Source organism: Longimicrobium sp., assembly GCF_036399935.1.
Lineage (GTDB): Bacteria > Gemmatimonadota > Gemmatimonadetes > Longimicrobiales > Longimicrobiaceae > Longimicrobium.
Genome location: NZ_DASWMD010000047.1, coordinates 1 through 23,553, shown reverse-complemented (window position 1 = coordinate 23,553; position 23,553 = coordinate 1). Strand labels below are relative to the sequence as shown.

Sequence of the window (23,553 nt, the reverse complement as noted above, 5' to 3'; positions counted from 1 at the left end):
GCCCTCAGGGAAGGTCCGCGGCAACGGCCCCCCGAAGAATCCTCCGCCCAAGAAGTAGAACACGAACGCCCAAGAAGTAGAACACGAAGCCCCTCGCCTGGTCTGGCGAGGGGCTTCGTGTTGATCGACGCTGACTCGGTCTGCTTGCCGCCTAAAACGTCACCCGGAACGCGACCACCGGCCCCGCGAAGTCGGCGTGCAGCCCGCCGCCGCCCGCGCCGGGTCGGGTCTGGTAGCGAAGCCCCAGCCGGCCGTTCAGCATCCGCCCGCCACCCACGTCCACGCCGGTCTCCAGCAGGAACGACGGGCGATCGTCCCTCTCCCTCGTCACCACCTCCGACAGCCCGGCGCCCGCCGACACGTACGGCTGCCAGTTCCCCGCCCCAAACGTGCGCATCACGCCCATGTGCATGGCGTTGCCCTCTTCGCCGCAACGGTCATCGTAGTTCGGGCCCCCGCCCTCGTTCGCGAGCAGGTAGTCCACGCACACGAGCCCCCAGACCCAGCGATTGTAGTCGGCGAAGAAGGTCCACTCGCTGTTTGCCGAGGGGCGCACCTGGATCTGCAGCCCCGCCTGGACCGCGGCGGAGTACGCTGTGCCGAAGTAGGGCATGACGCCGATTTCCGGGCGCGATCCCCCGGTCTGCTGGGCGGCGGACGGAGCCGCGGCGCACGCGAACGCGAAAGCAAGAGCGATGTGGGAAGGGCGGAAGATGGACATCGTGGCGAAAGGTGAGGGTTCCGGCGGATTGGACGCACGTGTCTACGCGCGAGCCATGCGGATTGTGACGGGTGGGGGTGGCCGGTCCGGGGCTCCCGGACCGGCCGCCGCCGTCAGCGTTTGAGGCGCGACGTGTATGCCTTGCGGAACTTGCTCACCTTGGGCGCGATCACCACCTGGCAGTATCCCTGGTAGGGGTTCCGCGCGTAGTAGTCCTGATGATAGCTCTCCGCCGGGTAGAACTCGGACGCCGGACTCACCTCGGTGACGATGGGATCGTCGTACAGGCGCCGCTCCGTCAACTCACGGATGATCTCATCCGCCACGCGGCGCTGCTCGTCGTCGTGGTAGAAGACCACCGAGCGGTACTGCGTCCCCTCATCGCCGCCTTGGCGGTTGAGGGTGGTGGGATCGTGGGTGGTGAAGAAAATCTCCAGGATTTCACGGAACGGGATCTCGGCCGGGTCGAACGTCACCTGCACCACCTCGGCGTGCCCCGTGCGCCCCGAGCACACCTGCTCGTACGAGGGGTTCGGCAGCGGCCCGCCCATGTATCCCGACACCACGCGGTCCACCCCGCGCAGGTCCACGAACACCGCTTCCGTGCACCAGAAGCAGCCCCCGCCCAGCGTGGCCACTTCGCGTCCCGCATCCGCCATCGATCACTCCCTTTTCTCGCTCCGGATCGCGGATGATCGCCATCCGCTGAAACCCGCGTCCGCGCCCGCCGTACGGCGGCGGGCGCACAGACCCTGTACACCGCACCACCGGAAACAGCCACCGCCGTGCTCTATCGCGGGCAGGCCGACGCGCCGGGAGGGTCGGCCTGGCCGTAGGTGCGGCGCTCCAGGCGCGCCGCCGCGCCGTCCTTGAGCACGACGACGAAGAGGTGCGCGTACTCCGCCTCGCACAGGTTCGCCATGGGCCCCGCGCCCAACGCCGTGATGATCGCCGGCACGGAGTTGCTGTGCCCCACCACGAGAACCGTCTTGCCCCGGTGCGCCCGGGCCGCCGCGGCGACGGTGGCCGGGTGATCCGGTGCCCGCGTGCTGAACGTGTCGGGAACGATGCCCAGCGCGGACGCGGTCGGGGCGGCGGTGGCCCCCGTACGCCGGTACTGCGTGACGATGATCTCGTCGATGCCGCTCGTTCGGAGCACGTCGGCCAGGGCGCGCGCCCTGGCCTCGCCCGCCGCGCTGAGCAGCGGATCGGCTTCCCCTGCCACACCGCCCTTTTCCGCGTGGCGCACCAGCACGACCACGGTGGAGTCCTGCGCGGCGGCGGACGGGGCGGGGGGCGAAGCGGCCGGAGACGCGGGCGCGCAGGCGGCCAGCGCGGCGAGCGCGAGCGGGATCAGCGGGAAGATGCGCATGGGGAGATCGGGTACGGGTGGATGGGGTGTGAGTTGTGCGAATCGCTGGCGTGTCGCGGGGCGGGCCCCCCTTAGCCCGCGACGCCCGGCCGGCCCTGGATGGTCATCATGGTGCCCGTGAAGGTGGCGACGTGCGTCTCGCGTCCGCCCTCGACGCCGAACGCGTCCGCCGTCACCACGCTGATCGTGCGCCCGGCGCGCACCACCCGCCCCCGCGCGACGATCACCTCGCCCCGCGCGGGCGCCAGCAGGTTCACCTTGAACTCCACGCTGAGCACGCCCGCATCGGCCGGCATCAGCGTGTAGGCGGCAAAGCCGGCGGCGCTGTCGAGGATGGACGCGAGGGCGCCCGCATGGACGAAGCCGTGCTGCTGGCCCACCTCGTCGCGTACGTCCAGCTCCACGTCCACCTCGCCCGCCTCCACGCGCACCAGCCGTGCGCCCAGCGTTTCCATCAGCCGCTGGCGGGCGAAGCTTTCGCGGACGCGGTCTTCGAACCCGGGTTCCGGGGCGCGGGGCATTCCGTTCGCTCGCTGGCGGATGAAGGGGGCGCAGGCCGTTGGCCTGGGGATTGAATCTGGCACGCCACAGCGCTGTTTCACCAGACCACGGACCCATGGCCGCCCTTTCCCGCGCCGACCGGCTCGACCGCCTGCCCTTCACCCCCATCCACCGCCGCCTGCTGCTGGTCGCCGGGGCCGGCTGGGCCATGGATGCCATGGACGTGGGGCTGATCTCGTTCGTCATGGCCGCGCTCGCCAAGCAGTGGGGGCTCGACGCCCCCACCGTGGCGTGGATCGGTGCGGTGGGCTTCATCGGCATGGCGCTGGGCGCCAGCCTGGGCGGCAGCGTCGCGGACCGGCGGGGACGCCGGACGGTGTTCGCGGGCACCCTGCTGATCTACGGCGTGGCCACGGGCGCGGCGGCGTTCTCGTGGTCGGTGGCGTCGCTGCTCGTCTTTCGCTTCCTGATCGGCTTTGGGCTGGGCGCGGAACTGCCCGTGGCGTCGACGCTGGTCAGCGAGTTTTCTCCCGCGCGCATCCGCGGCCGCATCGTGGTGCTGCTGGAGGCGTTCTGGGCGGTGGGATGGATCCTGGCGGCGGTGATCGGCACCTACGTGATCCCCACGTCGGAAAACGGCTGGCGGTGGGCGTTCGCGCTGGGCGCGCTCCCCGCGCTCTACTCGGGCGTGGTCCGCCGCGCGCTCCCCGAGTCGGTGCGCTTCCTGGAATCGCAGGGCCGCTCGGCCGAGGCCGAAGAGGTGGTACGCCGCTTCGAATCCGCCGCGGGCGTATCCGCTCCCGCGGAACCCTCCCCGTCCATCGCGGCAAACCCCGCGCGGCGCGTGGGCCTGGGCGAGCTGTGGCGCGGCACGCTGGCGCGTCGGACGCTGGCACTCTGGCTGGTGTGGTTCGGGATCAACTTCGCGTACTACGGCGCCTTCATCTGGCTGCCCACGCTGCTGATGGAGCGAGGCTTTTCGCTGGTCAGGTCGTTCGAGTTCACGCTGATCATCACCCTGGCGCAGCTGCCGGGCTATGCCGTGTCAGCCTACCTGATCGAAAAGTGGGGCCGGCGGCCCACCCTGGCCACGTTCCTGGCCGGCTCGGCGCTCGCCGCCCTGCTGTTCGCGGGGGCCGAGTCGCGCGACGCCATTCTGGTCGCCGGCTGCCTGCTCTCGTTCTTCAACCTGGGCGCGTGGGGCGCGGTATACGCCGCCACCCCCGAGGTCTACCCGACGGAGGTGCGCGCGACCGGCGCCGGGTGGGCGGCCGGCTTCGGACGCATCGCCAGCATCCTGGCTCCGCTGGCGGTGCCGAAGCTGATGTCGGCGGGCGGCTCGTGGGCGGTCTTCGGCACTTTCGCCGGGTTCTTCGGCGTCGCCATCGTCGGCGCGCTCATGCTCCCCGAGTGGCGCGGCCGCCAGCTGGACGAGGCCGCGCCCGCGACCTGATCGCTACCCTTCGCGGGAGCTGCGCCAGGCGCCGAGCGTGTCGATCACGGCAGGGACCGGCTCAGCGTAGCCGCTCAGGCGGGCTGGCGCGCCGGGCTTCCGCTCTCGTACAGGAACTCCGGGGCGAAGTCGGCCCCGTTCGGCCATTCGATGGTGCCCGTCTCTTCGTTGACGGCGACTTTCCTGAAGATATCCGCATCGCGAAGGGGCTCGAACACGTCACCGTACAATTCGTCGGAGAGATCCACATCGCGGACGGAACCGTCGCTGAACGCCAGCCGCAGCGAGTACCCTTCGAGCGGTTCCACCGAGTTGACGTGCAGGAACATCGTGCACCTCTCGTTCAGGTCAGCGGAGCGATGGGTTCGAGGGGAAGATGCCTGCTGGCGCGCTCCCAATTCATCAGCAGCTCGGATCGGTGGAGGTCAGTCCAATCCCGGAGCATGAGTGATGCCCGAAGCGGCATCGTCCCCGTCATCGCTCCCGTGGCGATCTCGATGAGAACTTCGTCGGACCCACGCCGGGCGTGGAAATGCGGCGGGTTGTGCTCCCTGTAGTTCATGAATACCACGATCCCGAAAAACCGGCCGACCACCGGCATGGCTTTGCTCCCGATTCGAGTTGGCGCGGACGTCGCCCCAAATCTACTCCGGAACGCAGCGAAAGTGTACAAACTAAACACGCCACCTCGCGGATCACTTCCGCGGGTGGCGTTCGACTTTTGTAGGGTGGGAGCGAAACGCTAGCCGATGCGCGGGGGAGAGGTGATCAGCGCCTCGGCCTGGTCCGCCGGCACGGGGCGGCTCCAGAGGTATCCCTGGCCGTAGGTGGCTCCCATTTCCCGAAGCTGCTGCGCCTGGGCGACCTCGTCCACCCCCTCGGCCGTCGTTTCCAGCCCCAGCGTGTTGGCCAGCGCGATGATGGCGCGCACGATGGACATGTGCTTGTTGCCGAGCGCCATCGCCACGATGAACGAGCGGTCGATCTTCAGGATGTCCAGCGGCAGCTGGTGCAGGTACGAGAGCGACGAGTAGCCCGTGCCGAAGTCGTCCACCTGCAGCTTCACGCCCAGCGCCTTGAGGTCGTGGAGCACCGAGATGGTGTCCTGCGCGTTGCCCATCACCACGCTCTCGGTCACCTCCAGCTTCAACCCGGCGGCATCTACCCCGCTGCGGTCCAGCACGGCGCGAACCTGGTCTACCAGCGACGGCCGGAACTGCCTCACCGACAGGTTGATGCCCATGGCGATGGAGTGCGCCGGGTAGCGCGCCTGCCAGTCGCGAAGCTGCCTCGCCGCCTGCTCCAGCACCCAGCCGCCGATGGGCAGGATCAGCCCCGTTTCCTCGGCCACGGGGATGAACTCGGCGGGGGGCACCAGGCCGCGCTCGGGGTGCTGCCAGCGCACCAGCGCCTCGAAGCCGTGCACCCGCCCGTCCTCCAACCCCACGATGGGCTGGTAGAACACGCGGAACTCGTCGCGCTCGATGGCGTAGCGCAGCTCGGCGTCCAGGCGCAGCGCCGAGATCGTCTCTGTGTGCATCTCCGGGCGAAACACCTGCACCCGTCCCGAATGGCGCGCGCGCGACATGGCGGCTTCGGCGGCGCGCAGCATCCCCTCGGGGGTGGCCGTCCCCGGCTCGCCCAGGGCCACGCCCACGTCGGAGCCGCAGAACACCTCGTGCCCGGCCACGCCGTAGCCGCCCGTCAGCGCCCGCGCGATCCGCTCGGCCACGCGCACCACCTCGGTCTCGCCGCTCACCCCGTTCAGCAGCACCAGGAAGTCGTCGCCGCGGGCCCGGGCCACCACGTCGCCGGGGCGGATGCACGCGTCCAGCCGCTGCGCCGTCATCGAGAGCACGGTGTCGCCCGTTTCGTGGCCCAGCGTTTCGTTGATGCGCTGGAAGCGGTTGAGGTCCACGTGGATGACGGCGATTTGGTGCACGGCGCGCCCGGGGCGCCCCGAGAGCGCGCGGGTGAGCTGCGCGACGAACGCCTCGCGGTTGGGCAGCCCCGTCTGCTCGTCGTACAGCTCGTCGAGCGCGTCGAGCGCGGGGTGGTCGCCGCGGTGGACGATGGCCTGGATCTGCCCGCCCAGCCCGGTGCGCATCTGCACGCAGGTGAGCGCCGCGAGCTCGGGCTCGCCCGTCGAGGCGCGAACGTGGACCGTGCGCGCCACCACGTCCTCGCCGCGCAGCAGGTCGTCGGCCACGGTGGCCCACTCGGCCGGGTCCGCCAGCAGGTCGCGCAGGTGCGCCGTGCCGTCCGCGGTCAGCCCGAAGCGCACCGTGGCGGCCGGGTTCACCTCGACGATGGCGCCGTCGGCATCCGCTAGGCAAACGGCGTCCGCGGTGTACTGAAACAGGGTGCGGAAGCGGTGCGGCATGGGAAGAATCAGCGGATGAAAGGCGTGTGCCCGGCGCCAGGTGACACACATGCTAACGGGAGCAGCGGGGTTCGCCAAGGCGGGCTGCGGAGTGGCGGTTGCCGCCCCGGGCGACTGAAGCCGCTGCAACGAACACACGAAGTCCACCTGCGTGGACTGGCCTGCCCCCGTGTAGAGGGAGCCAGATGGCGCGCCCAGGATCGATCTCCGTGTCGGTTTGAGGCCTCACGCGTTCGTGAGGCTTTCCGCCGTCGCTGCGGCGGATTTCATCCGCTCCCGGAGCGCGCACCAGAGCCGCGGACAGCCCCCGGGCACACCAGTCCGCGAAGGCGAACTTCGTGTAGTCGTTGCAGCGAATTCGATCGCCCGAGGAGGCCAGGGCCCCGGCAGGCCGCCGTCATTCCAGGCTGAATCTTTCGATCCCGAACGGCTCCATCTCCACCCCCCACGGCTCCCCACACAAGAGTCCACCGACCATCTCCCCCGTCAGCGGAGCCAGCAGGATGCCGTTCCGGAAGTGGCCGGTCGCGTACACCAGGCCCGCGACATCCGGATCGGTCCCGAGGATGGGAAACCCGTCGGGCGTGCCGGGGCGCAGGCCGGACCATGTCTCCGCGAGCGGCGCGTGCTCCAGCGCGGGGGCGATCTCCACCGCGCCGTCGATCAGCCGGCGCACGCCCCAGGGCGTCACCGCCTTGCGAAACCCGGTGCTCTCCACCGTCGCCCCCGCGATCACCCGTCCCGCGGCACGTGGGACCAGGTAGCAGCGCGGCGAGTCCACCACGTGGCGGAACATGGGGGGCACCGCCTCCAGCGCCAGCAATTGCCCGTGCACCGGCTCCACCGGCACGGGCCGGGGAAGCCCCTCCATCATCCCCGCCCAGGCGCCGCCCGCCAGAACGACGGCACCCGCGTGGATGCGCTCGCCGCCGGCCAGCTCCACCCCCGCGGCACGATCGCCCGCCCGCAGCAGCCGCACGGCCTGGGAGCCCAGCCGAAACTGGGCGCCCGCGCGAGACGCGGCGGACCACAGCGCCGGACCCAGCGCGCGGTTGTCCACCTGGTGGTCGCCCGGAAAGCGAAGGGCCATCCGCACCGCGGGCGAAAGGGCGGGTTCCGCCTCGCGCGCCTCCCGCGCCGAGAGCCGCTCCACGAACAGGCCCGCCGCGGACTGCCACCGCCAGCGCGCGCACAGCTCCTCGTCGTCCCCCTCCCGCAGCGCCACCAACAGCGTGCCCGCGTCCGCGTAGCACACGTCCACGCCCGTTTCCTCGCGCAGTGCGGCGGCGTAGGCGGGGTACACCTCGCGGGCACGCACCAGCAGGTCGAGGAAGGGACCCGGCCCGGTCGCCTCGGCCAGCGGGGAAAGCATTCCCGCGGCGGCCCACGACGCCTCCATCCCCGGCGTGGCGCGCTCCACGACGACGACGGAAAGCCCGCCGCGAGCCGCGCGGCGGGCGATGGCGCACCCGATCACTCCCCCGCCCACGATCACCACGTCGGCGGTGCGCGCGTCCCTCACTCCGCCGCGGCCTCCGTCAGGAACGCCTCGAACAGGCGGACGGCGTGCTCCACGTCGCGCGGGTCCACGGCCTCGAACGGCGAGTGCGAGTAGCGGATGGGCGGCGCCACCAGCAGCGTCTCCATCCCCTGCCGCACCAGGTATGCGCCGTCGGACGAGTAGTGGTAGAGAACCACGTCCTGCACGGGGATGTCGTGCGATTGCGCCAGCGCGTGCATCCGGGCGATCAGACGGCGCGAGTAGTGGACGGAGGAGTCGCGGTGCACCAGCGCCGGGCCCCCGCCCAGGCGCACGGGAACGTGCTCGTCCTGTACCGTGGGGATGTCGCCGGCGAGCCCGTTGTCGATGATGAAGCCGATGTCGAACGCCCGCCCGTCGCGCGCCACGCTGCTGGCGCCGATCATCCCGATCTCTTCCTGCACGGTCAGCGCGAACGTCACGTCGAAGTGGGGCGCCCGTTCCGCCAGCCGGCGCGAAAGCTCCACCAGCACGGCCACGCCCAGCCGGTCGTCCATCGCCTTCCCCACCAGGAGCCGGCCTACCTTCTGGACGCCCGGGTCCCACACCATCCGCGTCCCGACGTGAATGCCGGCCGCGGCCACCTCGGCGGCGGTCATCCCCACGTCCACGAACAGGTCGTCCCACCCCATCCGGGTGCGTTCGCGCTGCTCGGGGGTCATGGCGTGGCCCGTGGTCGTCGCCAGGATGCCGATGACGGGGCCGTGGTCCGCCAGCAGCTGAAAGCGCTGGCCGATGAAGTACGGCGACGAGAAGGTGTCGCGCTCGCCCGGCAGCACGTGAAGGAAGCCGTCGGCCGTCACCGAGCGCACGATCAGCGACAGCTCGTCGGCGTGGGCCGCCAGCAGCACGCGCGGGCCGGGGCCGGGAATGCGCAGGAACAGGTTGCCCACGGGGGTCGCCGTCACCTCGCCGCGGCCTTCCCACTCGCGGCGCACCCACGCCGTCACCGCCTCTTCCTGGCCGGTGGGCCCCGGAAGCGCGCAGAGGTCGCGCAGCAGCGCCTCCATCCGCTCCGCGCTCCCGCCGGGGTCCACCGCCGGCCCTTCGGATCGGCCGGCGCGGGCGGCGGCGGGCCGGGGATCGCCCGGGTCGCCGCTCGCCCGTTCCTCGTCGCGGGCCCTGAACTCGCTCATCCGCTCTCTCCCGTCTCCCCGGCTTCGTGCATCCGCCCGACGCCCGCGGCCAGGTAGCCGCGCGACAGCTCCACGTAATGCGCGGCGCTGCTGCTCACCCATCGCAGCGACGCTCCCTCCAGCTCCTTCTTCACCACCGCCGGCGAGCCCGCCGCCATCGTGCGCGCGGGAATGGTTCCGCCCGCGGAAACCACGGCGCCCGCCGCGATCAGCGCCTCGTCGCCCACGGTGGCCCGCTGCAGCACCACGGCGTTCATCCCGATCAGCGCGCTGCGCCCCACCGTGCAGCTTTCCAGCACGGCCCCGTGGCCGATGGTGACGTCGTCGCCGATCAGCGTGGGGCCCTGCCGGCTGACGTGGAGCACCACGTTGTCCTGCACGCTGGTGCGCGCGCCCACCCGGATCTCGAACTCCGGCTCGTCGCCCCGGATCACCGCGCCGAACCACACGCTGGCCTCCTCGCCGATGGTGACGTTGCCGATCACCGTGGCGTTGGGGGCGACGAAGGCCGTCGGGTGGATGCGCGGAAAGATCCCGGCGAAGGGAACGATGATGGCCATCAGGGGTCGTCGGAAAGGATCTCGGCCAGGCGCCGCGCGTCGAGGTTGCCGCCGGTCAGCACCAGGGCCACGGGTCCCTCCAGGCCGGGGACCGCGCCCTCCATCAGCGCGGCAGCGGCCACCGCGGCGCTCCCCTCGGCCACCAGCCCCTCTTCCACGTACAGGGCACGGACGGCGCGGCGCACCGAGGCCTCGGAGACGAGCACCAGGTCGTCGACCACCTGCCGCGCCAGCGCCAGGCTGCGCTCGTCCACGTCGCCCGAAAGCCCCTCGCAGAGGGTCGGCCCGTAGGCGGGGGAGGCGAGCGACCCCACGGCGAGCGAGGCGTGCATCCCCGCGGTCTCGTCCGTCTGCACGCCGACCACGCGGATCCCCCCGACGGCGCGGGCGAACACCCCCACGCCCCCGATCATCCCGCCGCCGCCGACGGGGACGACGATCGTCCTCACCCCGGGCAGGTCCTCGACGATCTCCAGCCCCACGGTGCCCTGACCCGCCACCACGGCCGGGTCGCTGAACGCGTGCACGTACCAGGCGCCCGTGGCCGCGGCGTGCGCCTCGGCCGCGGCGGCCGTCTCGTCCCAGCCGCCCTCCACCTCGCGCAGGTCGGCGCCGAAGCGGGCGATGCGCCGCTTCTTGGTTTCCGGTGCCGCGGCGGGGACGAAGACGACGGGGCGGATGCCGATGAGCGACGCGGCCAGCGCCACGCCCTGCCCGTGGTTGCCGGCCGAGGCGGTGACCAGCCCCCGCGCGCGCCGCTCGGGCGGGAGCGAGGCGATGGCGTTGTACGCGCCGCGCAGCTTGAATGATCCCGTCCGCTGCAGGTTCTCGAGCTTCAGGTGAACGTCCGTCCCCGCGATTCCGGACAGCCACGCCGAGCGCTCCAGCGGCGTGCGGCGCACGAACCCGCGGACCCGCGCCGCCGCGGCGAACACGTCGGCGGCGGAGGGGAACGGGAACACGGCGCCGGAATCCAGCGCGTCGGCCAAGTCGGCGGAATGGAACGTGCGCGGGCGCGCGGCCCTGCTCACGGCAGCCGGAACTCGGTCGATCGCTCCACCGGGTGGCTGGTGGAGGTCAGCCTGGCCACGGCGGTCAGCGGTCCGCTGGTGCCGCGGGGCGGCGTCCAGCTTTCCGACCAGGCGCGCGTCTCGCCCGCGGCCAGGGTCTCGCTGCGCAGCGCCTGCAGGAAGCTGCGGTCGGCCGACCACGTCCACAGGGTCGTTCCGCCGCTGCGCACGGCGAAGTCGTACGATTGCCCGGAGCTGAACGACAGCGTCGCCGGCGTGGTGCCCGCGTTGGTCACCTGCAGCGTCAACCGTACGCTGTCGGCCCCGGGCTGCACGCTCAGCGAGGCGATCAGGGGCGACGCGGCATCCCCGGCGCCGGGGCGCGGCGCGGGGCCCTCTGCCGGCGGCGGGGTGCAGGCGGCCAGCGCCAGGGCAAGAGCGATCAGCAGGATGGCGGGCATCGGCATACGAGACTGTGAAGGCGCGGACGGCGCGGCGGGTGCCGGGAGAACGTGCCCGGCGGCCCGCTCCCGACGGCAAATTAGACGCCACCGGACAGGGGCGTCAAGCAACCGTTTCGAGGTGCCGGACGGCCCTTGGGAAAAATTTCACAAGCACGCCCTTCCGTGCTTGCGAAAAATTTCACAAGCTCCTATATTGGGCCCCGACGACACCCCCCGGGAGCAGCCGAAAGGGCCTGGATGCCAGCGAATCCGCGGGATGGGAAGGGTCCGGGGGCAGGCGACCTGGCGGGGGTGGGGCTGGGGTTCGCCGCGTCGGTCGCGCTCTTCCTGTTCCTGGGGATGTGGGCCGACCGCAGGCTGGATACCTCGCCCTGGCTGCTGATCCTGGGTGCGTTCATCGGCGGCACGGCGGGCTTCTGGTCCATGTACCGGCGGCTGGTGGTGGCGCCGAAGCAGAATGACCGGGAAACGATGGATCGAAAGTGACCAGGCTGGGACTTCGCTACTCCGCCATCGCCTTCGCGCTCGCCGCCCTCGTGGCGGTGGCCGGCGTGCTGATGGCCCCCGCGTACCGCGACGGGGTGCTGGCCGGGGCCGGCATGGCGCTGCTGGTGCAGGTGGCGGTGTTCTGGGCCTTTTTCGTCTGGCTGTACCCGGGCCGTGCGTGGCACGGCTACGGGCTTGGGCTGCTGGTGCGGCTGGCGATGTTCGCCCTCGCGGCGTTCGTGATCGTCCCGGCCGCCGGGCTGCCGCTCGCGGCGACGCTGTTCTCGCTCGTTGGCGTATTCTGGCTGACGACGATCATGGAGCCGCTGTTCCTGAAGACTCGCACGTCGAACCCGACGCAAGGATGAAGCTCAACGCCGCCCTGCTCGCGCTGCTCTTCGCCGCCGCTCCCGCGGTCGCACAGGCGAGCCATGGCACCATCGAGGGCCCGGAGGTACCGTCCGCGACGCCTCCCCAGGCCGCCCAGGCCGTCCACCAGGCGGCGACCGGCGACGGGCCGGGGCACGCCGCGGCCGAGGGGGAGCACGGGGAAACCGCCGGAGGGCACGGCGAGTTCGACGCCATGCACCACGTGCAGGACGGGCACACGCTGGACTTCCAGCCGTTCGGCGAGATCCACCTGCCCGCCGCGCACAGCTGGCAGGTGGGCCCGCTGGACATGACGCCCACGCGCCACGTGGTGTTCATGGTGCTCGCCAGCCTGATCATGCTGGCCGTGTTCATCCCGGCCGGCCGCGCCGCGGCGCGCCGGCAGGCGGGGCACGGGCACGCGAAGAAGCGGCACAACGCCATCGAGGCGGCGGCGCTGTTCATCCGGCAGGAAGTGGTGATGCCGAACATCGGGCACGGGGGCGAAAAGTTCGCCGGGTTCCTGATCACCCTGTTCTTCTTCATCCTGTTCTGCAACCTGCTGGGGCTGCTGCCGTTCGGCGCCACGGCCACGGCCAACTTCGCCGTCACCATCGGCCTGGCGCTGATCACCTTCGTGGTGGTCGAAGTCACGGGCATGATTACGCTGGGGCCCAAGGGCTACCTGCAGACCATCGTCTTCATTCCGCACGGGCTGCCCAAGGCGCTGGTGCCGGTGATGGCCGTGATCATGACACCGGTGGAGCTGCTGGGGAAGTTCGCCAAGCCGTTCGCGCTGTCGGTGCGTCTGATGGCCAACATGATGGCGGGCCACATCGTGCTGCTGTCGCTGTTCAGCATGGCGCTGATGTTCGGCGGCGCGCTGATGGCGGGCCCGTTCGTGATGGCCACGGCGCTGATGTTCCTGGAGCTGTTCGTGGCGTTCCTGCAGGCCTACGTGTTCGTGGTGCTGAGCAGCGTGTTCATCGGGCTCATGCGACACGCGCACTGAGGCAGGGAGTGCGTGAGTGCGGAAGCGAACTGCTCCGACGCGCACTAACGCACTAACGCACTAACGCACTGTCGTTGAGGTTCGCGGAGGCACCATGCAAGCCTCCGCCGGCGGGGAAGCGCTCGACCCCCGTCGTACAGTACCCGGGACCAGGGGCAGCCCGGGGAGGCGCCGATCAGGCGCCGCGGCACGTGCCGCCGAGCAGAGGCCCAGAACCGACTGATTCTCACACACGAGACGGAGATACTGACATGCAGGCTGAAATCGGATCGCTCGCGAATGGCCTGATGGGCGCCGGCCTGGGTGCCGGCCTCGCCATCATCGGCGCCGGCCTGGGCATCGGCCTCATCGGCCGCGGCGCCACCGAGGGCATGGCCCGCCAGCCGGAGATCGCCGGCAACATCCAGACGGCCGGCATCATCCTGGCGGCGCTGATCGAGGGCGCCACCTTCTTCGCGCTGATCGTCTGCCTGCTGATCAACACCACGGTCGGCAACGCGCTCGGCTAAGCTGGAAAGCCCGTGTGGAGGGGAGGCCCGTCCTCCCCTCCCGCCTTGCATTTCGACAGACTGAAACGCTTCGCAGACGCCATGACTCTCAAGCCGTGGGCCTTCGCCGGCCTTGCACTGCTCCAGGCGACCCCGCTGTACGCCGCCGAGGGCGGCGGACCGCTGGACATCAACGTCGCGCTGATCATCTGGACCTTCCTGATCTTCGGGATCGTCCTGGCCGTGCTGTCGCGCACCGCGTGGCCCTCCATCCTGGGCGCGGTGGAGCAGCGCGAGACCCACATCCGCGAGCTGCTGGAAGGCGCCGAGCGCGACCGCGCCGCCGCCGCCGCCGCCGCCGAGGAGAACCGGCGTCTGCTGGAGGAAACGCGCGCCAAGGCGCACGAGGCCATCAACGAGGCCCGCCTGCAGGGCGAGGCCATGCGCGCCGAGGTGCTGGCCACCTCGCGCCGCGAGCAGCAGGAGATGATGGAGCGCGCCCGCCGCGACATCGCCGCCGAGCGCGAGGGTGCGCTGGAGTCGGTGCGCCGCGAGGCCGTGGACCTGGCCATCCGCGCCGCCGAAAAGCTGGTGCGCCGCTCCCTGGACGCCGAAGACAACCGCCGGCTGGTGCGCGAGTACCTGGCCGGCGTGGGCGCCCGCGCGGAGGCCTGAGCCGTGCGCTCCGAGCTGATCGCCCGCAACTACGCCGAAACGCTGCTGGACCTGGCCGACCGCAACGGCGGCGCGGCCGCCATGGACCAGTTCGCGGCGGCGCTCGACGAGGTGGCCGGGCTGGTGCAGTCGGACCCGCGCGTGCGCCAGTTCCTGGAAACGCCCCGCGTGCCGGCCGCCGAAAAGAAGCGGGCGCTGCGCGCGGCGCTGGCCGGCCGCGCCCCCGAGCTGTTCCTGCGCTTCGTGAGCGTGCTGGTCGACAAGCGCCGCCAGACGCTGCTGCCGGAGATCGCCCAGGCCTTCCGCGGCCTCGTGGACGAGCGCATGGGCCGGGTGCGGGTGCAGGTGGCCATCAGCCACCTTCCCGACGAGGCCCTGCAGGCCGAGATCGGCAACGCGCTGGCGCTCCGCCTGGGCCGCACGGTGATCCCCACCTTCACGGTGGACCCCGAGCTGCTGGGCGGCATGGTGGTGCAGGTGGGCGACGAGATCCTGGACGGCTCGGTGCGGTCCAGCGCCGCGCGGCTGCGCCGGGCGATGATGGCGGCCCAGCTGCCGCCCAGCGCGGCGCCGGCCGCCGTCTGACGGGCGCCCCCGGCGGGCGAACGGACGGACGGGTTCGGGTTACAGGACGCAACAAGAAACGACTGAAGGACTTAACGGCCGCTCCGGCTTTTGCGCCGGACCGCTCAACGAGGATAGCAACGATGGCGACGGTCGAATCCCAGCTTCGCGCAAGCGAGATCAAGAACGTGCTGCTCGGCGAGATCGAGCAGTACGAGGACGCGCTCCAGGCGGAGCAGGTGGGCTCGGTGCTCGAGGTGAAGGACGGCATCGCGCGCGTCTACGGCCTGATGGGCACCATGGCCAGCGAGATGCTCGAGATCACCAGCTCGGAGACGGGCGAATCGGTGACCGCGCTGGCGCTGAACCTGGAAGAAGACAACATCGGCGCGGTGATCCTGGGCGACTGGACGCAGCTTCACGAGGGCGACCAGGCACGCCGCACGGGCCGCGTGCTCGACATCCCCGTGGGCCCCGAGTTCCTGGGCCGCGTGGTGAACCCGCTGGGCGAGCCCATCGACGGCAAGGGCCCCATCCACGGCGTCACCCGCCGCCAAGTAGACATCGTGGCTCCCGGCATCGTGCTGCGGAAGCCCGTGGGCGAGCCCATGCAGACGGGCGTCAAGGCCATCGACGCGCTGATCCCCATCGGGCGCGGCCAGCGCGAGCTGATCATCGGCGACCGCGGCACGGGCAAGACGGCCATCGCCATCGACACCATCATCAACCAGAAGGGCCAGGGCGTCGTCTGCGTGTACGTCGCCATCGGCCAGAAGGCCTCGACGGTGGCGGGCGTGGTCAGCCGGCTGAGCAACGCCGGCGCCATGGAGTACACCATCGTGGTGGCGGCCACGGCGTCGGACCCGGCCCCCATGCAGTACATCGCGCCGTACGCGGGCACCGCGCTGGCCGAGTACTTCATGTACACCAAGAACGAAGAGGGCAAGGGCATGCCCACCCTCTGCGTGTACGACGACCTTTCCAAGCAGGCCGTGGCGTACCGGCAGATGTCGCTGGTGCTTCGCCGCCCCCCGGGTCGCGAGGCGTACCCCGGCGACGTGTTCTACCTGCACAGCCGCCTGCTGGAGCGCGCGGCCAAGCTGAGCGACGCCGAGGGCGGCGGCTCGCTGACCGCGCTGCCGATCATCGAGACGCAGGCCGGCGACGTGTCGGCGTACATCCCGACCAACGTGATTTCGATCACCGACGGCCAGATCTTCCTGGAAAGCAACCTGTTCTACTCGGGCGTGCGCCCGGCGGTGAACGTGGGCATCTCGGTGTCGCGCGTGGGCGGCGCGGCGCAGATCAAGGCCATGAAGAAGGTGGCCGGCAAGCTCAAGGGCGAGCTGGCGCAGTACCGCGAGCTGGAGGCGTTCGCCGCCTTCGGCTCGGAGCTCGACGCGGTGACGCAGCGCCAGCTGGCACGCGGCGCCCGCTCGGTCGAGGTGCTCAAGCAGGGCCAGTACCAGCCCATGCCGGTGGAGAACCAGGTCGCCATCATCTATGCGCTGACCAACGGCTACCTCGACAACGTCGACCTGCCGCAGGTGAAGGCGTGGGAGCGCGACTTCCACGTGTACCTGCGCACGCAGCACCCGCAGATCCTGGACGGCATCCGCACGGCGCGCGAGCTGACGGCGGACGGCGAGACGGCGCTGAAGGCGGCGCTGGAGCGCTACGCCGAGCTGTTCGCCGACCCGCACTCGCCGGTGGGCACCGACAACTACGCCGACAGCGCCATCCTCACGGAAACGGACGCCGACCGGCACATGTCGGAAGAGCAGCTGCGCATGGCGTCGCGCCCCGAGGCGAACGCCGTTTCGGCCCGGCAGAGCTACTGAAGTGCGGGAGTGCGGGAGTGCGTGAGTGCGGTAGATCCCCACTCGCGCACTGACGCACTCACGCACGAACGCACTTCGACACCAAAATGGCGAAAGCAAGAGAGCTCAAGGGCCGGATCCGCTCGGTCCAGAACACGCGCAAGATCACGCGGACGATGGAGATGGTTTCCACGTCCAAGCTGAAGCGCGCGCAGGACCGCGTCGAGGCGGCGCGGCCCTACGCCGAGCGGCTGGCGGGGGTCATCGGCCGGCTGCTGACGCCGGAGCTGGCGGCCCGCTACCCCCTGCTGCGCCAGCCGGAGCGGGTGCGGCGCGCCGCCGTGCTGCTGCTGACCAGCAACCGCGGCCTGGCGGGCGCCTTCAATGCCAACCTGATCCGCGAAACCCGCGGCCTGCTGGCGCGCCTTCGCTCCGAGGGCGCCGAGGTGGAGCTTCACGCGGCGGGGAAGAAGGGCATCGGCTTCTTCCGCTACCAGGGCGAAACCCTGCGCACGGCGGCGTCGGACATCAGCGACCGCCCGGGCGCAGCGGATGCGCAGCGGCTGGTGGACGGGCTGATGGAGCAGTTCATCGCCGGCGAGCTCGACGCGGTGTACGTGGTGTACGCCAAGTTCAACTCGGCGCTCAGCACGCCGCCCACCACCATGCAGCTGCTGCCGGTGGCACCGCCGGAGGGCGGGCAGGGCGGCGACGCCGACTACATCCTGGAGCCCTCGGGCGACGAGATCCTGGGGCGCATCCTGCCGCTGTACGTGCGCAACAGCGTGTACCGGGCGCTGGTGGAAACGGCCGCCGCCGAGCACGGCGCGCGCCGCACGGCCATGAAGAACGCCACCGACAACGCGGGCGACATCCTGGAAACGCTCACGCGGACGTACAACCGCGTGCGGCAGGCGGCCATCACGCAGGAAATCGCCGAGATCGTCGGCGGTGCGGCGGCGCTGGAATAACACGCGAGATCCCACGAGCGAGGAGAAAGCATACATGGCAGCGATTGCCCCCGAGCGGGCCACAGTGCCCGCGCCCACCCAGCAGGTGGGCCGCGTGGTCCAGGTCATCGGCCCCGTCATCGACGCCGAGTTCTCGGGCCACCTTCCCGAGATCTACAACGCCCTGGTGGTCCGCGCCCCGGCGGCGGACGGCCGCGCCGCGGTGAACATCACCCTCGAGGTGCAGCAGCACATCGGGCGCAACCAGGTGCGCGCCGTGGCCATGGAAGCCACGGACGGCGTGGTCCGCGGCATGGACGTGGTCGACACCGGGGGCAGCATCAGCATCCCCGTGGGCACCAACGCCCTGGGCCGCATCATGAACGTGCTGGGCGAGCCGGTGGACGAGCGCGGCGAGATCCCGGCCTCGGCCGAGCGCTGGCCCATCCACCGCAATGCCCCGCTGTTCGTGAACCTCGAGGCCAAGACCGAGGTGCTCGAGACGGGCATCAAGGTGGTGGACCTGCTCACCCCGTACGTGAAGGGCGGCAAGATCGGCCTCTTCGGCGGCGCCGGCGTGGGCAAGACGGTGGTCATCCAGGAGCTCATCCACAACATCGCCATGGGGCACGGCGGCCGCTCGGTGTTCGCCGGCGTGGGCGAGCGCACCCGCGAGGGCACCGACCTGTGGCTGGAGTTCCGCGAGGCGGAGCTGATCAAGGACGACAACCTGGCCGAGAGCTCGGTGGCGCTGGTGTACGGCCAGATGAACGAGCCGCCCGGCGCGCGCCTTCGCGTGGCCCTGGCCGGGCTGACGGTGGCGGAGTACTTCCGCGACATGGAAAAGCAGGACGTGCTCTTCTTCGTCGACAACATCTTCCGCTTCACGCAGGCGGGCTCCGAGGTGTCGGCGCTGCTGGGCCGCATGCCCTCGGCCGTGGGCTACCAGCCCACGCTGGCCACCGAGATGGGCGGCCTGCAGGAGCGCATCACCTCCACGCGCGACGGCTCCATCACCTCGGTGCAGGCCATCTACGTGCCGGCCGACGACCTGACGGACCCGGCGCCCGCGACGGCCTTCGCGCACCTGGACGCGACGACGGTGCTCAGCCGCGCGCTCACGGAGATCGGCATCTACCCCGCGGTGGACCCGCTCGACTCCACGTCGCGCATCGTGGACCCGCAGTACATCGGGCAGCGGCACTACGCCGTGGCCACGAGCGTGCAGCGCATCCTGCAGCGCTACAAGGAGCTGCAGGAGATCATCGCCATCCTGGGCATGGACGAGCTGTCGGAAGAGGACAAGGTGACGGTGGGCCGCGCCCGCCGCATCCAGCGCTTCCTTTCGCAGCCCTTCCACGTGGCCGAGCAGTTCACGGGCACGCCGGGCGCGTACGTGAAGCTCGAGGACACCATCGAGTCGTTCGAGCGCGTGGTGAACGGCGAGTTCGACCACCTTCCCGAGCAGGCCTTCTACATGGTGGGCGGCATCGAGGGTGTGATCGAAAAGGCCCGCAAGCTCGAGGCGGGCGGCTGATGGCGGCCCCCTCGGCGGCTGCGGGCACGGGCGCGGCGGCGCTGCGCGTCACCGTGCTCTCGCCCGAGCAGACGGTGTTCCAGGGCACGGCCGACTCGGTGATCGCGCCGGCCTTCAACGGCAAGCTGGGCATCCTGCGCGGCCACGCCCCGCTGATGGCGCTGCTGGGTGAGGGCGAGCTGCGCGTGACCACCGGCGGCGACGAGCGCCGGTTCATGGTGGCTGGCGGGTTCCTGCAGGTGGCCGACGACGAGGTGACGGTCCTCAGCGAGCGCGCAACGCCCGCCTGAGATCGTCCGTCGGGATGGATGGAACCGGCCTCCGCTGCTTTCGGGCAGCGGGGGCCGGTTTTCGTCTGGGGCCCCTCCCCCGGCCCCGCCCCGCACGATACTGCTGTGGGGAGAGGGGGGAACTTCGGTGGGGGTTCGAGTGGGTTTGGCGCATCCGCGGCCGCCCCCCATCCCCAGCCCTTCCCCCGCAAACTGCGCGGGGGAAGGGAGCCAGTCCGGCGCGCGGTCCCAGACCACGCTCGCAAGCCTGTCATCCTGAGGCCCAGGCGCACCGAATTGGCCCGTAGTACCGACTTCGCGGGCCGAAGGATCTAGCGGCGGAAGGGAAAAAAGCCCGGGCGCGGCAGCGGTCACGGCAGCCGAGGCCTCGGCTGCCGTGGGGCCCTCACCCGTCCTCGCTTAGGCTCGTCCACCCTCTCCCACAAACAGCGTGGGAGAGGGGGTACACACCAGGCTTTGGCGTGAATCCGATGGGTTGGGTGCGGGCCCCGGGTGGCGGTCGTGGCGTCTCGAATTGCCGCCGTGCATGGCTCGGCTGCCCTCTCCCCCGGCACCTCTCCCGCAAGCGGGAGAGGGGAGAATTCGATTGTGCTCCGGCAGGTGTGGAGTGCGTGCGGGTGAGGCCCCGATCGCGACGCGCCAGCGGCCCGAGTCGGGGCTTTCCGCTTTCCCAGCGGCGGGTTCACCCGCTCTTGGGAGGCCTCGGCTTTCGTGACCGCTGCCGCGCCCTGGCTTGTACGTGGCCGCGGCTAGATCCTTCGGCCCGCGCAGGGTGTGCTGCGGGTAGGGCCGGCGCGCTTGGGCCTCCGGATGACAGGTTGTGGCGCGGCAATGACTTGGATGCGCGCTTATCTGAAGTGTACCCCCTCGCCCACGCTGTTTGTGGGAGAGGGGGGCACGCGTGTCAGCGCGGCCGGGTGAGGGCCCCTGCGGAGCCCAGGCCGCGCGCCCTCGTATCGGCCGCCCGCGCGAGCGAGGAAGACGCAGCAAACACCTGTCTGGTCCGGAACTTGAACCCCGCCCGGGAACCCACGACGCCCGCTGGCCTACAATCCAGCGGGCATCGTAGCGTTGTCCGCCGACCAGAACCAGAACTCGACCGATGAAGCACAAGCTGATTGCCGCCTCCCTGGCCCTGACCGCCGCGTTCGCCGCCCGGGCAGAAGCGCAGGTGTTCACGCCCACCTTCCTTTCGCCCGTCCCGTCCAACGACTTCGGCGCGTACGTGAGCGACTGGGGCGGCGGGCTGGGCGTGGAGGGGATCTGGCGCCGCGAGTCGCGCGGCGGCTCCAACGTGGGTCTTCACGCGGGATACGTGGACTCGGGCGACGGCTCGCTCACCGTCGGCCTGGACATGCGTAATCCCGTGGTGCTGGCGGGCGCGCCCATCGGCCTGGCGTTCACCGTCGGCGGGCAGGCGGTCGTGGGCGACGCAACCTACATCGGCGGGCAGGTGGGCTTCACCGCAGGCCAGGCTCTGCCGGTCCCGGGCATGACCATCACGCCCTACATTCACCCGCGGCTCGCCATCGCCAACGGGTTCGTGGACGACGACACAGCCGGCGAGAACGACTTCAACATCGACGTGCTGGCCGACGTGGGGCTGGACCTGGACTTCGCCTCGGGCGTGTCGCTGCGCCTGGGCGCCAACCTGGGCGACGGCGCCAACTGGGGCCTGGGCGTGGCCTTCCGCCAGTAGCACTCGCGCCGGTCATCGCGCGCCGTCCGCCGGGCGGCGCGCTCCCCGTATCCGGAACCCATGAAGCGAGCCGACCTTCACATCCACACCCGCGCCTCCGACGGCGAGCTGTCCCCCGCCGAGGTGGTGCAGGCGGCGGCCGCCGCGCGGCTGGACGTCATCGCCATCACCGACCACGACACCATCGGCGGGCTGGCCGAGGCGCTGGAGGCGGCGCGGGGCGGACCCGTTCGCGTGGTGACGGGTGTGGAGGTGAGCAGCCGCCAGGGCGAGGACGAAATCCACATCCTGGGCTACCACGTTGCGCCCGACGCCGCGCCCCTCCTGGCGCACGAGCACGGCGCGCTGGGGCGCAGGCAGGAGCGCGCCCGCGAGATGGTGCGCCGGCTGCAGGGGATGGGCGTCACGGTGGATTACGAGGACGTGATGCGCGCCGCCGGGACGGATGCGCGCGCCATCGGACGGCCGCACGTGGCGCGCGCGCTGGTGGCGCGCGGCGCGGTGAGGTCCATGCACGAGGCGTTCGACCGCTACCTGGGCGACGCGGGATCCGCGTTCGTGATGACGCTGCTGCCGCCCGTCCGCGACGCCATCGAAATGATCCGCGCCTCCGGGGGATACGCCGTCTGGGCGCACCCCGACCCGGTGATCTTCGAGCGCGAGATCCACAACTTCGCGGAGTACGGCCTGGCGGGCATCGAGTGCTTCCGCCCCAACACGCCGGCCAACGACGCCAAGCGCTACCGCGCCGTGGCACGCGAGCTGGGGCTGTGGGCCACGGGCGGGTCGGACTGGCACGGGCCGCACCGCAACCGGCTGGGCGACTTCTACATCGACGCCGAAGAGGTCCGCGGATTGCTGGACGCCGTTCCGCACGATTGATCCTCACCGGCGGCCCGTCCGGGCCGCCGAACCCCGGCCCGCGCAGCGCCGTGCCCGATCCACGCCCGTCCCGAGGCCTCCGCGACCCGGGGGTGATCCCCGGCCTCGTTCTCCTGGCCGTCCTCACCGTGCTCGTCGTCCACCTCTACAGCGGAAAGCCGCAGTCCGCCGCCGAGGTGGGCGGGCGCGCCTGGGTCGCTCTCGCCCCCGACGCCTATACCCCGCGCATCTCCCGGGCGCGGGAGCGGGTGAAGGCTGCGCTGGACGCCGCCGCTGCGGGGGACACCGCAGCCGCCATCGCTCGCTACGCCGAAGCGGAGGAGGAAGCGCTGGAGGCGCGCAACCGCGCGGCCGACGACACGGCGCGCGTGGCCGAGGCGACGGAGTTCTGGGCGGGGATCGCGGTGGACCGCGCGGGGCTGATGCTGGCGGGTGGCGCCACGCCCTGGTACCGGGGAGACAACGACCAGATGCTTAACGATGCGCTCGCCATCGCCCAGCGTGTCCGCGCAGCCCCAGTCTCGCCCACGACACGACAGCGCGCGGACGAGCTGATCGCGCGGATCGAGCGGCAGCTTCGCACGGGTCCCCTGGAATGGCTCCCCCGCCGATGACGATCGCACAGCGCGCGGTCGCCGCGTCCCTCGCCTTTCTCGCCTCCGTGGCGCTGGCGGGCGTGGCCCTCGTCCCAGAGGGCGTGGAGTACCGCGCCTTCGGCATGGTGGAAGGGGTATTCGCCCTCCTGCTTTCGTACCTCCTCGTCTTCCGCCGCGGCTGGCACGCACCGGAGGACGCCGTCGGATGGATCGCCGTCGCCTACGGAACGCTGGCGAGCGCCCAGGTGCTGGAGCTGCTCCTTCCCCCGCCGGGGATGATCGAGTGGATGGTGGTCGCCGGCGTGGCGGTGACGGCCTGGGGTGCGTTCTCTGGCGGCTCGCGTAGGCGGCTCGTCTTTACCCTCGCCAGCCTGGCCCTGCTGCTGGCGGTGCTGAAGTTCTCGGTGATCCCCGTCCTCTGGGGCCGCATCGGTCCGCAGCCGGGGACGGCCTTCGGCCTGGGCGACGCGGCGGAGGGCGTGCGCCGCGTGTTCGCCGACTACCGGCCCCTGCGGCCCATCGGGCAATTGGTGGGATTTGTCGCCATCGCCTGCTGGGCGGCGGGCACCCGCCTCCTCTGGCCCGATGACGAAGTTCACGAGGCGGAGGACCGAACGATCGTTCGAGAAGAGATCAGGCTCCTCAAATCGTAACCCGTTGACAGGAAGGGCTTTTGAGATTATTCGTGGAGCCCTTCGCGAGGGGCGCCGGCAACGGCGCCGGGAAGCGGGAACGAAAGTCGGGCGACCGGCCCCGTTGACAACCGCGACGAAAGCGTGTAAGTTAGATGGCTCGCGGCGAAAAAGCCGCGCACGAATTTTTGAAAACTTGGGTAGTGGGTTGGGTAGCGAAGCCGAGCGGATCGTGAAGATCTTAGCTCGAAGCTAAAGCTCGAGAGCACCAAGCAAGTGTGTTGGTTCGGTGGACCGGATGAGCCCCTCCCCGTTTAGGCGCGGGTGGGGAAACAAGCATATCCGGTCAAGCGAAAGTAGGGCGCACGGTGGATGCCTTGGCACGGACAGGCGAAGAAGGGCGCGATAAGCTG

Annotated in this window: 27 protein-coding genes; 15 read left to right on the top strand and 12 right to left on the bottom strand. The window is 71.0% G+C overall.

Annotated elements, in window-relative coordinates; genetic code table 11:
• Nucleotides 1–151: 151 nt before the first annotated feature.
• The 4 genes from VGB24_RS15255 to VGB24_RS15240 all read right to left on the bottom strand — a co-directional run bounded on the left by VGB24_RS15255 (nucleotide 152) and on the right by VGB24_RS15240 (nucleotide 2,614).
• On the bottom strand, nucleotides 152–721 hold the full coding sequence (locus tag VGB24_RS15255) for a hypothetical protein (RefSeq protein ID WP_331073810.1): 570 nt from the start codon (nucleotides 719–721) through the stop codon (nucleotides 152–154).
• A 113-nt stretch (nucleotides 722–834) separates the two neighbouring features.
• Nucleotides 835–1,380: a peptide-methionine (S)-S-oxide reductase MsrA gene (gene msrA, locus VGB24_RS15250; RefSeq protein WP_331073809.1), complete on the bottom strand. Its 546-nt coding sequence runs from the start codon at nucleotides 1,378–1,380 to the stop codon at nucleotides 835–837.
• Between the two features lie 131 nt (nucleotides 1,381–1,511).
• Nucleotides 1,512–2,093 carry a phosphoglycerate mutase family protein gene (locus VGB24_RS15245; protein WP_331073808.1) on the bottom strand — a complete coding sequence of 194 codons (582 nt, stop codon included), beginning with the start codon at nucleotides 2,091–2,093 and terminating at the stop codon, nucleotides 1,512–1,514.
• Between the two features lie 71 nt (nucleotides 2,094–2,164).
• Nucleotides 2,165–2,614, bottom strand: a complete 450-nt coding sequence (locus VGB24_RS15240; RefSeq protein ID WP_331073807.1) for a PaaI family thioesterase — start codon at nucleotides 2,612–2,614, stop codon at nucleotides 2,165–2,167.
• A gap of 95 nt (nucleotides 2,615–2,709) precedes the next feature.
• Here VGB24_RS15240 and VGB24_RS15235 point away from each other — a divergent pair, with 95 nt between their 5' ends.
• On the top strand, nucleotides 2,710–4,047 hold the full coding sequence (locus VGB24_RS15235; RefSeq protein ID WP_331073806.1) for an MFS transporter: 1,338 nt from the start codon (nucleotides 2,710–2,712) through the stop codon (nucleotides 4,045–4,047).
• A 74-nt stretch (nucleotides 4,048–4,121) separates the two neighbouring features.
• On the opposite strand, the gene VGB24_RS15230 is transcribed toward VGB24_RS15235, so the two are convergent.
• The 8 genes from VGB24_RS15230 to VGB24_RS15195 all read right to left on the bottom strand — a co-directional run bounded on the left by VGB24_RS15230 (nucleotide 4,122) and on the right by VGB24_RS15195 (nucleotide 11,137).
• Entirely contained in the window at nucleotides 4,122–4,376 is a 255-nt protein-coding gene (locus VGB24_RS15230) for a DUF2442 domain-containing protein (protein ID WP_331073805.1), read from the bottom strand.
• Between the two features lie 14 nt (nucleotides 4,377–4,390).
• Entirely contained in the window at nucleotides 4,391–4,648 is a 258-nt protein-coding gene (locus VGB24_RS15225; protein ID WP_331073804.1) for a DUF4160 domain-containing protein, read from the bottom strand.
• 141 nt (nucleotides 4,649–4,789) lie between these two features.
• Nucleotides 4,790–6,430 carry a putative bifunctional diguanylate cyclase/phosphodiesterase gene (locus tag VGB24_RS15220; protein WP_331073803.1) on the bottom strand — a complete coding sequence of 547 codons (1,641 nt, stop codon included), beginning with the start codon at nucleotides 6,428–6,430 and terminating at the stop codon, nucleotides 4,790–4,792.
• A 397-nt stretch (nucleotides 6,431–6,827) separates the two neighbouring features.
• Nucleotides 6,828–7,952: a glycine oxidase ThiO gene (thiO, locus tag VGB24_RS15215; RefSeq protein WP_331073802.1), complete on the bottom strand. Its 1,125-nt coding sequence runs from the start codon at nucleotides 7,950–7,952 to the stop codon at nucleotides 6,828–6,830.
• Complete coding sequence (locus tag VGB24_RS15210) at nucleotides 7,949–9,106, bottom strand: M42 family metallopeptidase (RefSeq protein WP_331073801.1); 1,158 nt, start codon at nucleotides 9,104–9,106, stop codon at nucleotides 7,949–7,951. The genes thiO and VGB24_RS15210 overlap by 4 nt, the downstream gene beginning before the upstream one ends.
• Nucleotides 9,103–9,666: a gamma carbonic anhydrase family protein gene (locus VGB24_RS15205; RefSeq protein WP_331073800.1), complete on the bottom strand. Its 564-nt coding sequence runs from the start codon at nucleotides 9,664–9,666 to the stop codon at nucleotides 9,103–9,105. The genes VGB24_RS15210 and VGB24_RS15205 overlap by 4 nt, the downstream gene beginning before the upstream one ends.
• Nucleotides 9,666–10,697, bottom strand: a complete 1,032-nt coding sequence (locus VGB24_RS15200; RefSeq protein WP_331073799.1) for a threonine ammonia-lyase — start codon at nucleotides 10,695–10,697, stop codon at nucleotides 9,666–9,668. The genes VGB24_RS15205 and VGB24_RS15200 overlap by 1 nt, the downstream gene beginning before the upstream one ends.
• A complete protein-coding gene (locus VGB24_RS15195) occupies nucleotides 10,694–11,137 on the bottom strand; it encodes a BsuPI-related putative proteinase inhibitor (protein WP_331073798.1) in 444 nt (147 codons plus the stop codon). The genes VGB24_RS15200 and VGB24_RS15195 overlap by 4 nt, the downstream gene beginning before the upstream one ends.
• A 240-nt stretch (nucleotides 11,138–11,377) precedes the next feature.
• On the opposite strand from VGB24_RS15195, the gene VGB24_RS15190 reads away from it, so the two are divergent.
• The 14 genes from VGB24_RS15190 (at nucleotide 11,378) to VGB24_RS15125 (ending at nucleotide 23,161) form a co-directional block, all read left to right on the top strand.
• The gene (locus VGB24_RS15190; protein WP_331073797.1) at nucleotides 11,378–11,626 is read left to right on the top strand and encodes an AtpZ/AtpI family protein; all 249 of its coding nucleotides are present in this window, start codon (nucleotides 11,378–11,380) and stop codon (nucleotides 11,624–11,626) included.
• The gene (locus tag VGB24_RS15185) at nucleotides 11,623–11,994 is read left to right on the top strand and encodes a hypothetical protein (RefSeq protein ID WP_331021851.1); all 372 of its coding nucleotides are present in this window, start codon (nucleotides 11,623–11,625) and stop codon (nucleotides 11,992–11,994) included. Before VGB24_RS15190 ends, VGB24_RS15185 begins: the two co-directional genes overlap by 4 nt.
• A complete protein-coding gene (gene atpB, locus VGB24_RS15180) occupies nucleotides 11,991–13,007 on the top strand; it encodes a F0F1 ATP synthase subunit A (protein ID WP_331073796.1) in 1,017 nt (338 codons plus the stop codon). The genes VGB24_RS15185 and atpB overlap by 4 nt, the downstream gene beginning before the upstream one ends.
• Nucleotides 13,008–13,258: 251 nt before the next feature.
• Complete coding sequence (locus VGB24_RS15175) at nucleotides 13,259–13,516, top strand: ATP synthase F0 subunit C (protein WP_331021853.1); 258 nt, start codon at nucleotides 13,259–13,261, stop codon at nucleotides 13,514–13,516.
• An 81-nt stretch (nucleotides 13,517–13,597) separates the two neighbouring features.
• Nucleotides 13,598–14,170 carry a F0F1 ATP synthase subunit B gene (gene atpF / locus VGB24_RS15170; protein ID WP_331073795.1) on the top strand — a complete coding sequence of 191 codons (573 nt, stop codon included), beginning with the start codon at nucleotides 13,598–13,600 and terminating at the stop codon, nucleotides 14,168–14,170.
• A gap of 3 nt (nucleotides 14,171–14,173) precedes the next feature.
• Nucleotides 14,174–14,755 (top strand): ATP synthase F1 subunit delta, encoded by a 582-nt coding sequence (gene atpH / locus VGB24_RS15165; protein ID WP_331073794.1) that lies wholly within the window; start codon nucleotides 14,174–14,176, stop codon nucleotides 14,753–14,755.
• A gap of 122 nt (nucleotides 14,756–14,877) precedes the next feature.
• The gene (gene atpA / locus VGB24_RS15160) at nucleotides 14,878–16,575 is read left to right on the top strand and encodes a F0F1 ATP synthase subunit alpha (RefSeq protein WP_331073793.1); all 1,698 of its coding nucleotides are present in this window, start codon (nucleotides 14,878–14,880) and stop codon (nucleotides 16,573–16,575) included.
• 86 nt (nucleotides 16,576–16,661) lie between these two features.
• The gene (gene atpG / locus VGB24_RS15155; protein WP_331073792.1) at nucleotides 16,662–17,525 is read left to right on the top strand and encodes an ATP synthase F1 subunit gamma; all 864 of its coding nucleotides are present in this window, start codon (nucleotides 16,662–16,664) and stop codon (nucleotides 17,523–17,525) included.
• A 34-nt stretch (nucleotides 17,526–17,559) separates the two neighbouring features.
• Nucleotides 17,560–19,041, top strand: a complete 1,482-nt coding sequence (atpD, locus tag VGB24_RS15150; RefSeq protein ID WP_331021858.1) for a F0F1 ATP synthase subunit beta — start codon at nucleotides 17,560–17,562, stop codon at nucleotides 19,039–19,041.
• On the top strand, nucleotides 19,041–19,331 hold the full coding sequence (locus VGB24_RS15145) for a F0F1 ATP synthase subunit epsilon (protein WP_331073791.1): 291 nt from the start codon (nucleotides 19,041–19,043) through the stop codon (nucleotides 19,329–19,331). Before atpD ends, VGB24_RS15145 begins: the two co-directional genes overlap by 1 nt.
• Before the next feature lie 1,102 nt (nucleotides 19,332–20,433).
• Nucleotides 20,434–21,030 (top strand): hypothetical protein, encoded by a 597-nt coding sequence (locus VGB24_RS15140; RefSeq protein ID WP_331073790.1) that lies wholly within the window; start codon nucleotides 20,434–20,436, stop codon nucleotides 21,028–21,030.
• 60 nt (nucleotides 21,031–21,090) lie between these two features.
• Nucleotides 21,091–21,912, top strand: a complete 822-nt coding sequence (locus tag VGB24_RS15135; protein WP_331073789.1) for a PHP domain-containing protein — start codon at nucleotides 21,091–21,093, stop codon at nucleotides 21,910–21,912.
• Nucleotides 21,913–21,962: 50 nt separating this feature from the next.
• Nucleotides 21,963–22,526 carry a hypothetical protein gene (locus tag VGB24_RS15130; protein ID WP_331073788.1) on the top strand — a complete coding sequence of 188 codons (564 nt, stop codon included), beginning with the start codon at nucleotides 21,963–21,965 and terminating at the stop codon, nucleotides 22,524–22,526.
• A complete protein-coding gene (locus tag VGB24_RS15125; protein ID WP_331073787.1) occupies nucleotides 22,523–23,161 on the top strand; it encodes a hypothetical protein in 639 nt (212 codons plus the stop codon). Before VGB24_RS15130 ends, VGB24_RS15125 begins: the two co-directional genes overlap by 4 nt.
• Nucleotides 23,162–23,553 lie beyond the last annotated feature (392 nt).

Excerpts from the sequence above, each read along its gene's own strand:
- VGB24_RS15255 (WP_331073810.1), bottom strand. The coding sequence starts at position 721 with ATGTCCATCTTCCGCCCTTCCCACATCGCTCTTGCTTTCGCGTTCGCG.
- msrA (WP_331073809.1), bottom strand. The coding sequence starts at position 1,380 with ATGGCGGATGCGGGACGCGAAGTGGCCACGCTGGGCGGGGGCTGCTTC.
- VGB24_RS15245 (WP_331073808.1), bottom strand. The coding sequence starts at position 2,093 with ATGCGCATCTTCCCGCTGATCCCGCTCGCGCTCGCCGCGCTGGCCGCC.
- VGB24_RS15240 (WP_331073807.1), bottom strand. The coding sequence starts at position 2,614 with ATGCCCCGCGCCCCGGAACCCGGGTTCGAAGACCGCGTCCGCGAAAGC.
- VGB24_RS15235 (WP_331073806.1), top strand. The coding sequence starts at position 2,710 with ATGGCCGCCCTTTCCCGCGCCGACCGGCTCGACCGCCTGCCCTTCACC.
- VGB24_RS15230 (WP_331073805.1), bottom strand. The coding sequence starts at position 4,376 with ATGTTCCTGCACGTCAACTCGGTGGAACCGCTCGAAGGGTACTCGCTG.
- VGB24_RS15225 (WP_331073804.1), bottom strand. The coding sequence starts at position 4,648 with ATGCCGGTGGTCGGCCGGTTTTTCGGGATCGTGGTATTCATGAACTAC.
- VGB24_RS15220 (WP_331073803.1), bottom strand. The coding sequence starts at position 6,430 with ATGCCGCACCGCTTCCGCACCCTGTTTCAGTACACCGCGGACGCCGTT.
- VGB24_RS15210 (WP_331073801.1), bottom strand. The coding sequence starts at position 9,106 with ATGAGCGAGTTCAGGGCCCGCGACGAGGAACGGGCGAGCGGCGACCCG.
- VGB24_RS15205 (WP_331073800.1), bottom strand. The coding sequence starts at position 9,666 with ATGGCCATCATCGTTCCCTTCGCCGGGATCTTTCCGCGCATCCACCCG.
- VGB24_RS15195 (WP_331073798.1), bottom strand. The coding sequence starts at position 11,137 with ATGCCCGCCATCCTGCTGATCGCTCTTGCCCTGGCGCTGGCCGCCTGC.
- VGB24_RS15190 (WP_331073797.1), top strand. The coding sequence starts at position 11,378 with ATGCCAGCGAATCCGCGGGATGGGAAGGGTCCGGGGGCAGGCGACCTG.
- atpB (WP_331073796.1), top strand. The coding sequence starts at position 11,991 with ATGAAGCTCAACGCCGCCCTGCTCGCGCTGCTCTTCGCCGCCGCTCCC.
- VGB24_RS15175 (WP_331021853.1), top strand. The coding sequence starts at position 13,259 with ATGCAGGCTGAAATCGGATCGCTCGCGAATGGCCTGATGGGCGCCGGC.
- atpF (WP_331073795.1), top strand. The coding sequence starts at position 13,598 with ATGACTCTCAAGCCGTGGGCCTTCGCCGGCCTTGCACTGCTCCAGGCG.
- atpA (WP_331073793.1), top strand. The coding sequence starts at position 14,878 with ATGGCGACGGTCGAATCCCAGCTTCGCGCAAGCGAGATCAAGAACGTG.
- atpG (WP_331073792.1), top strand. The coding sequence starts at position 16,662 with ATGGCGAAAGCAAGAGAGCTCAAGGGCCGGATCCGCTCGGTCCAGAAC.
- atpD (WP_331021858.1), top strand. The coding sequence starts at position 17,560 with ATGGCAGCGATTGCCCCCGAGCGGGCCACAGTGCCCGCGCCCACCCAG.
- VGB24_RS15145 (WP_331073791.1), top strand. The coding sequence starts at position 19,041 with ATGGCGGCCCCCTCGGCGGCTGCGGGCACGGGCGCGGCGGCGCTGCGC.
- VGB24_RS15140 (WP_331073790.1), top strand. The coding sequence starts at position 20,434 with ATGAAGCACAAGCTGATTGCCGCCTCCCTGGCCCTGACCGCCGCGTTC.
- VGB24_RS15135 (WP_331073789.1), top strand. The coding sequence starts at position 21,091 with ATGAAGCGAGCCGACCTTCACATCCACACCCGCGCCTCCGACGGCGAG.
- VGB24_RS15125 (WP_331073787.1), top strand. The coding sequence starts at position 22,523 with ATGACGATCGCACAGCGCGCGGTCGCCGCGTCCCTCGCCTTTCTCGCC.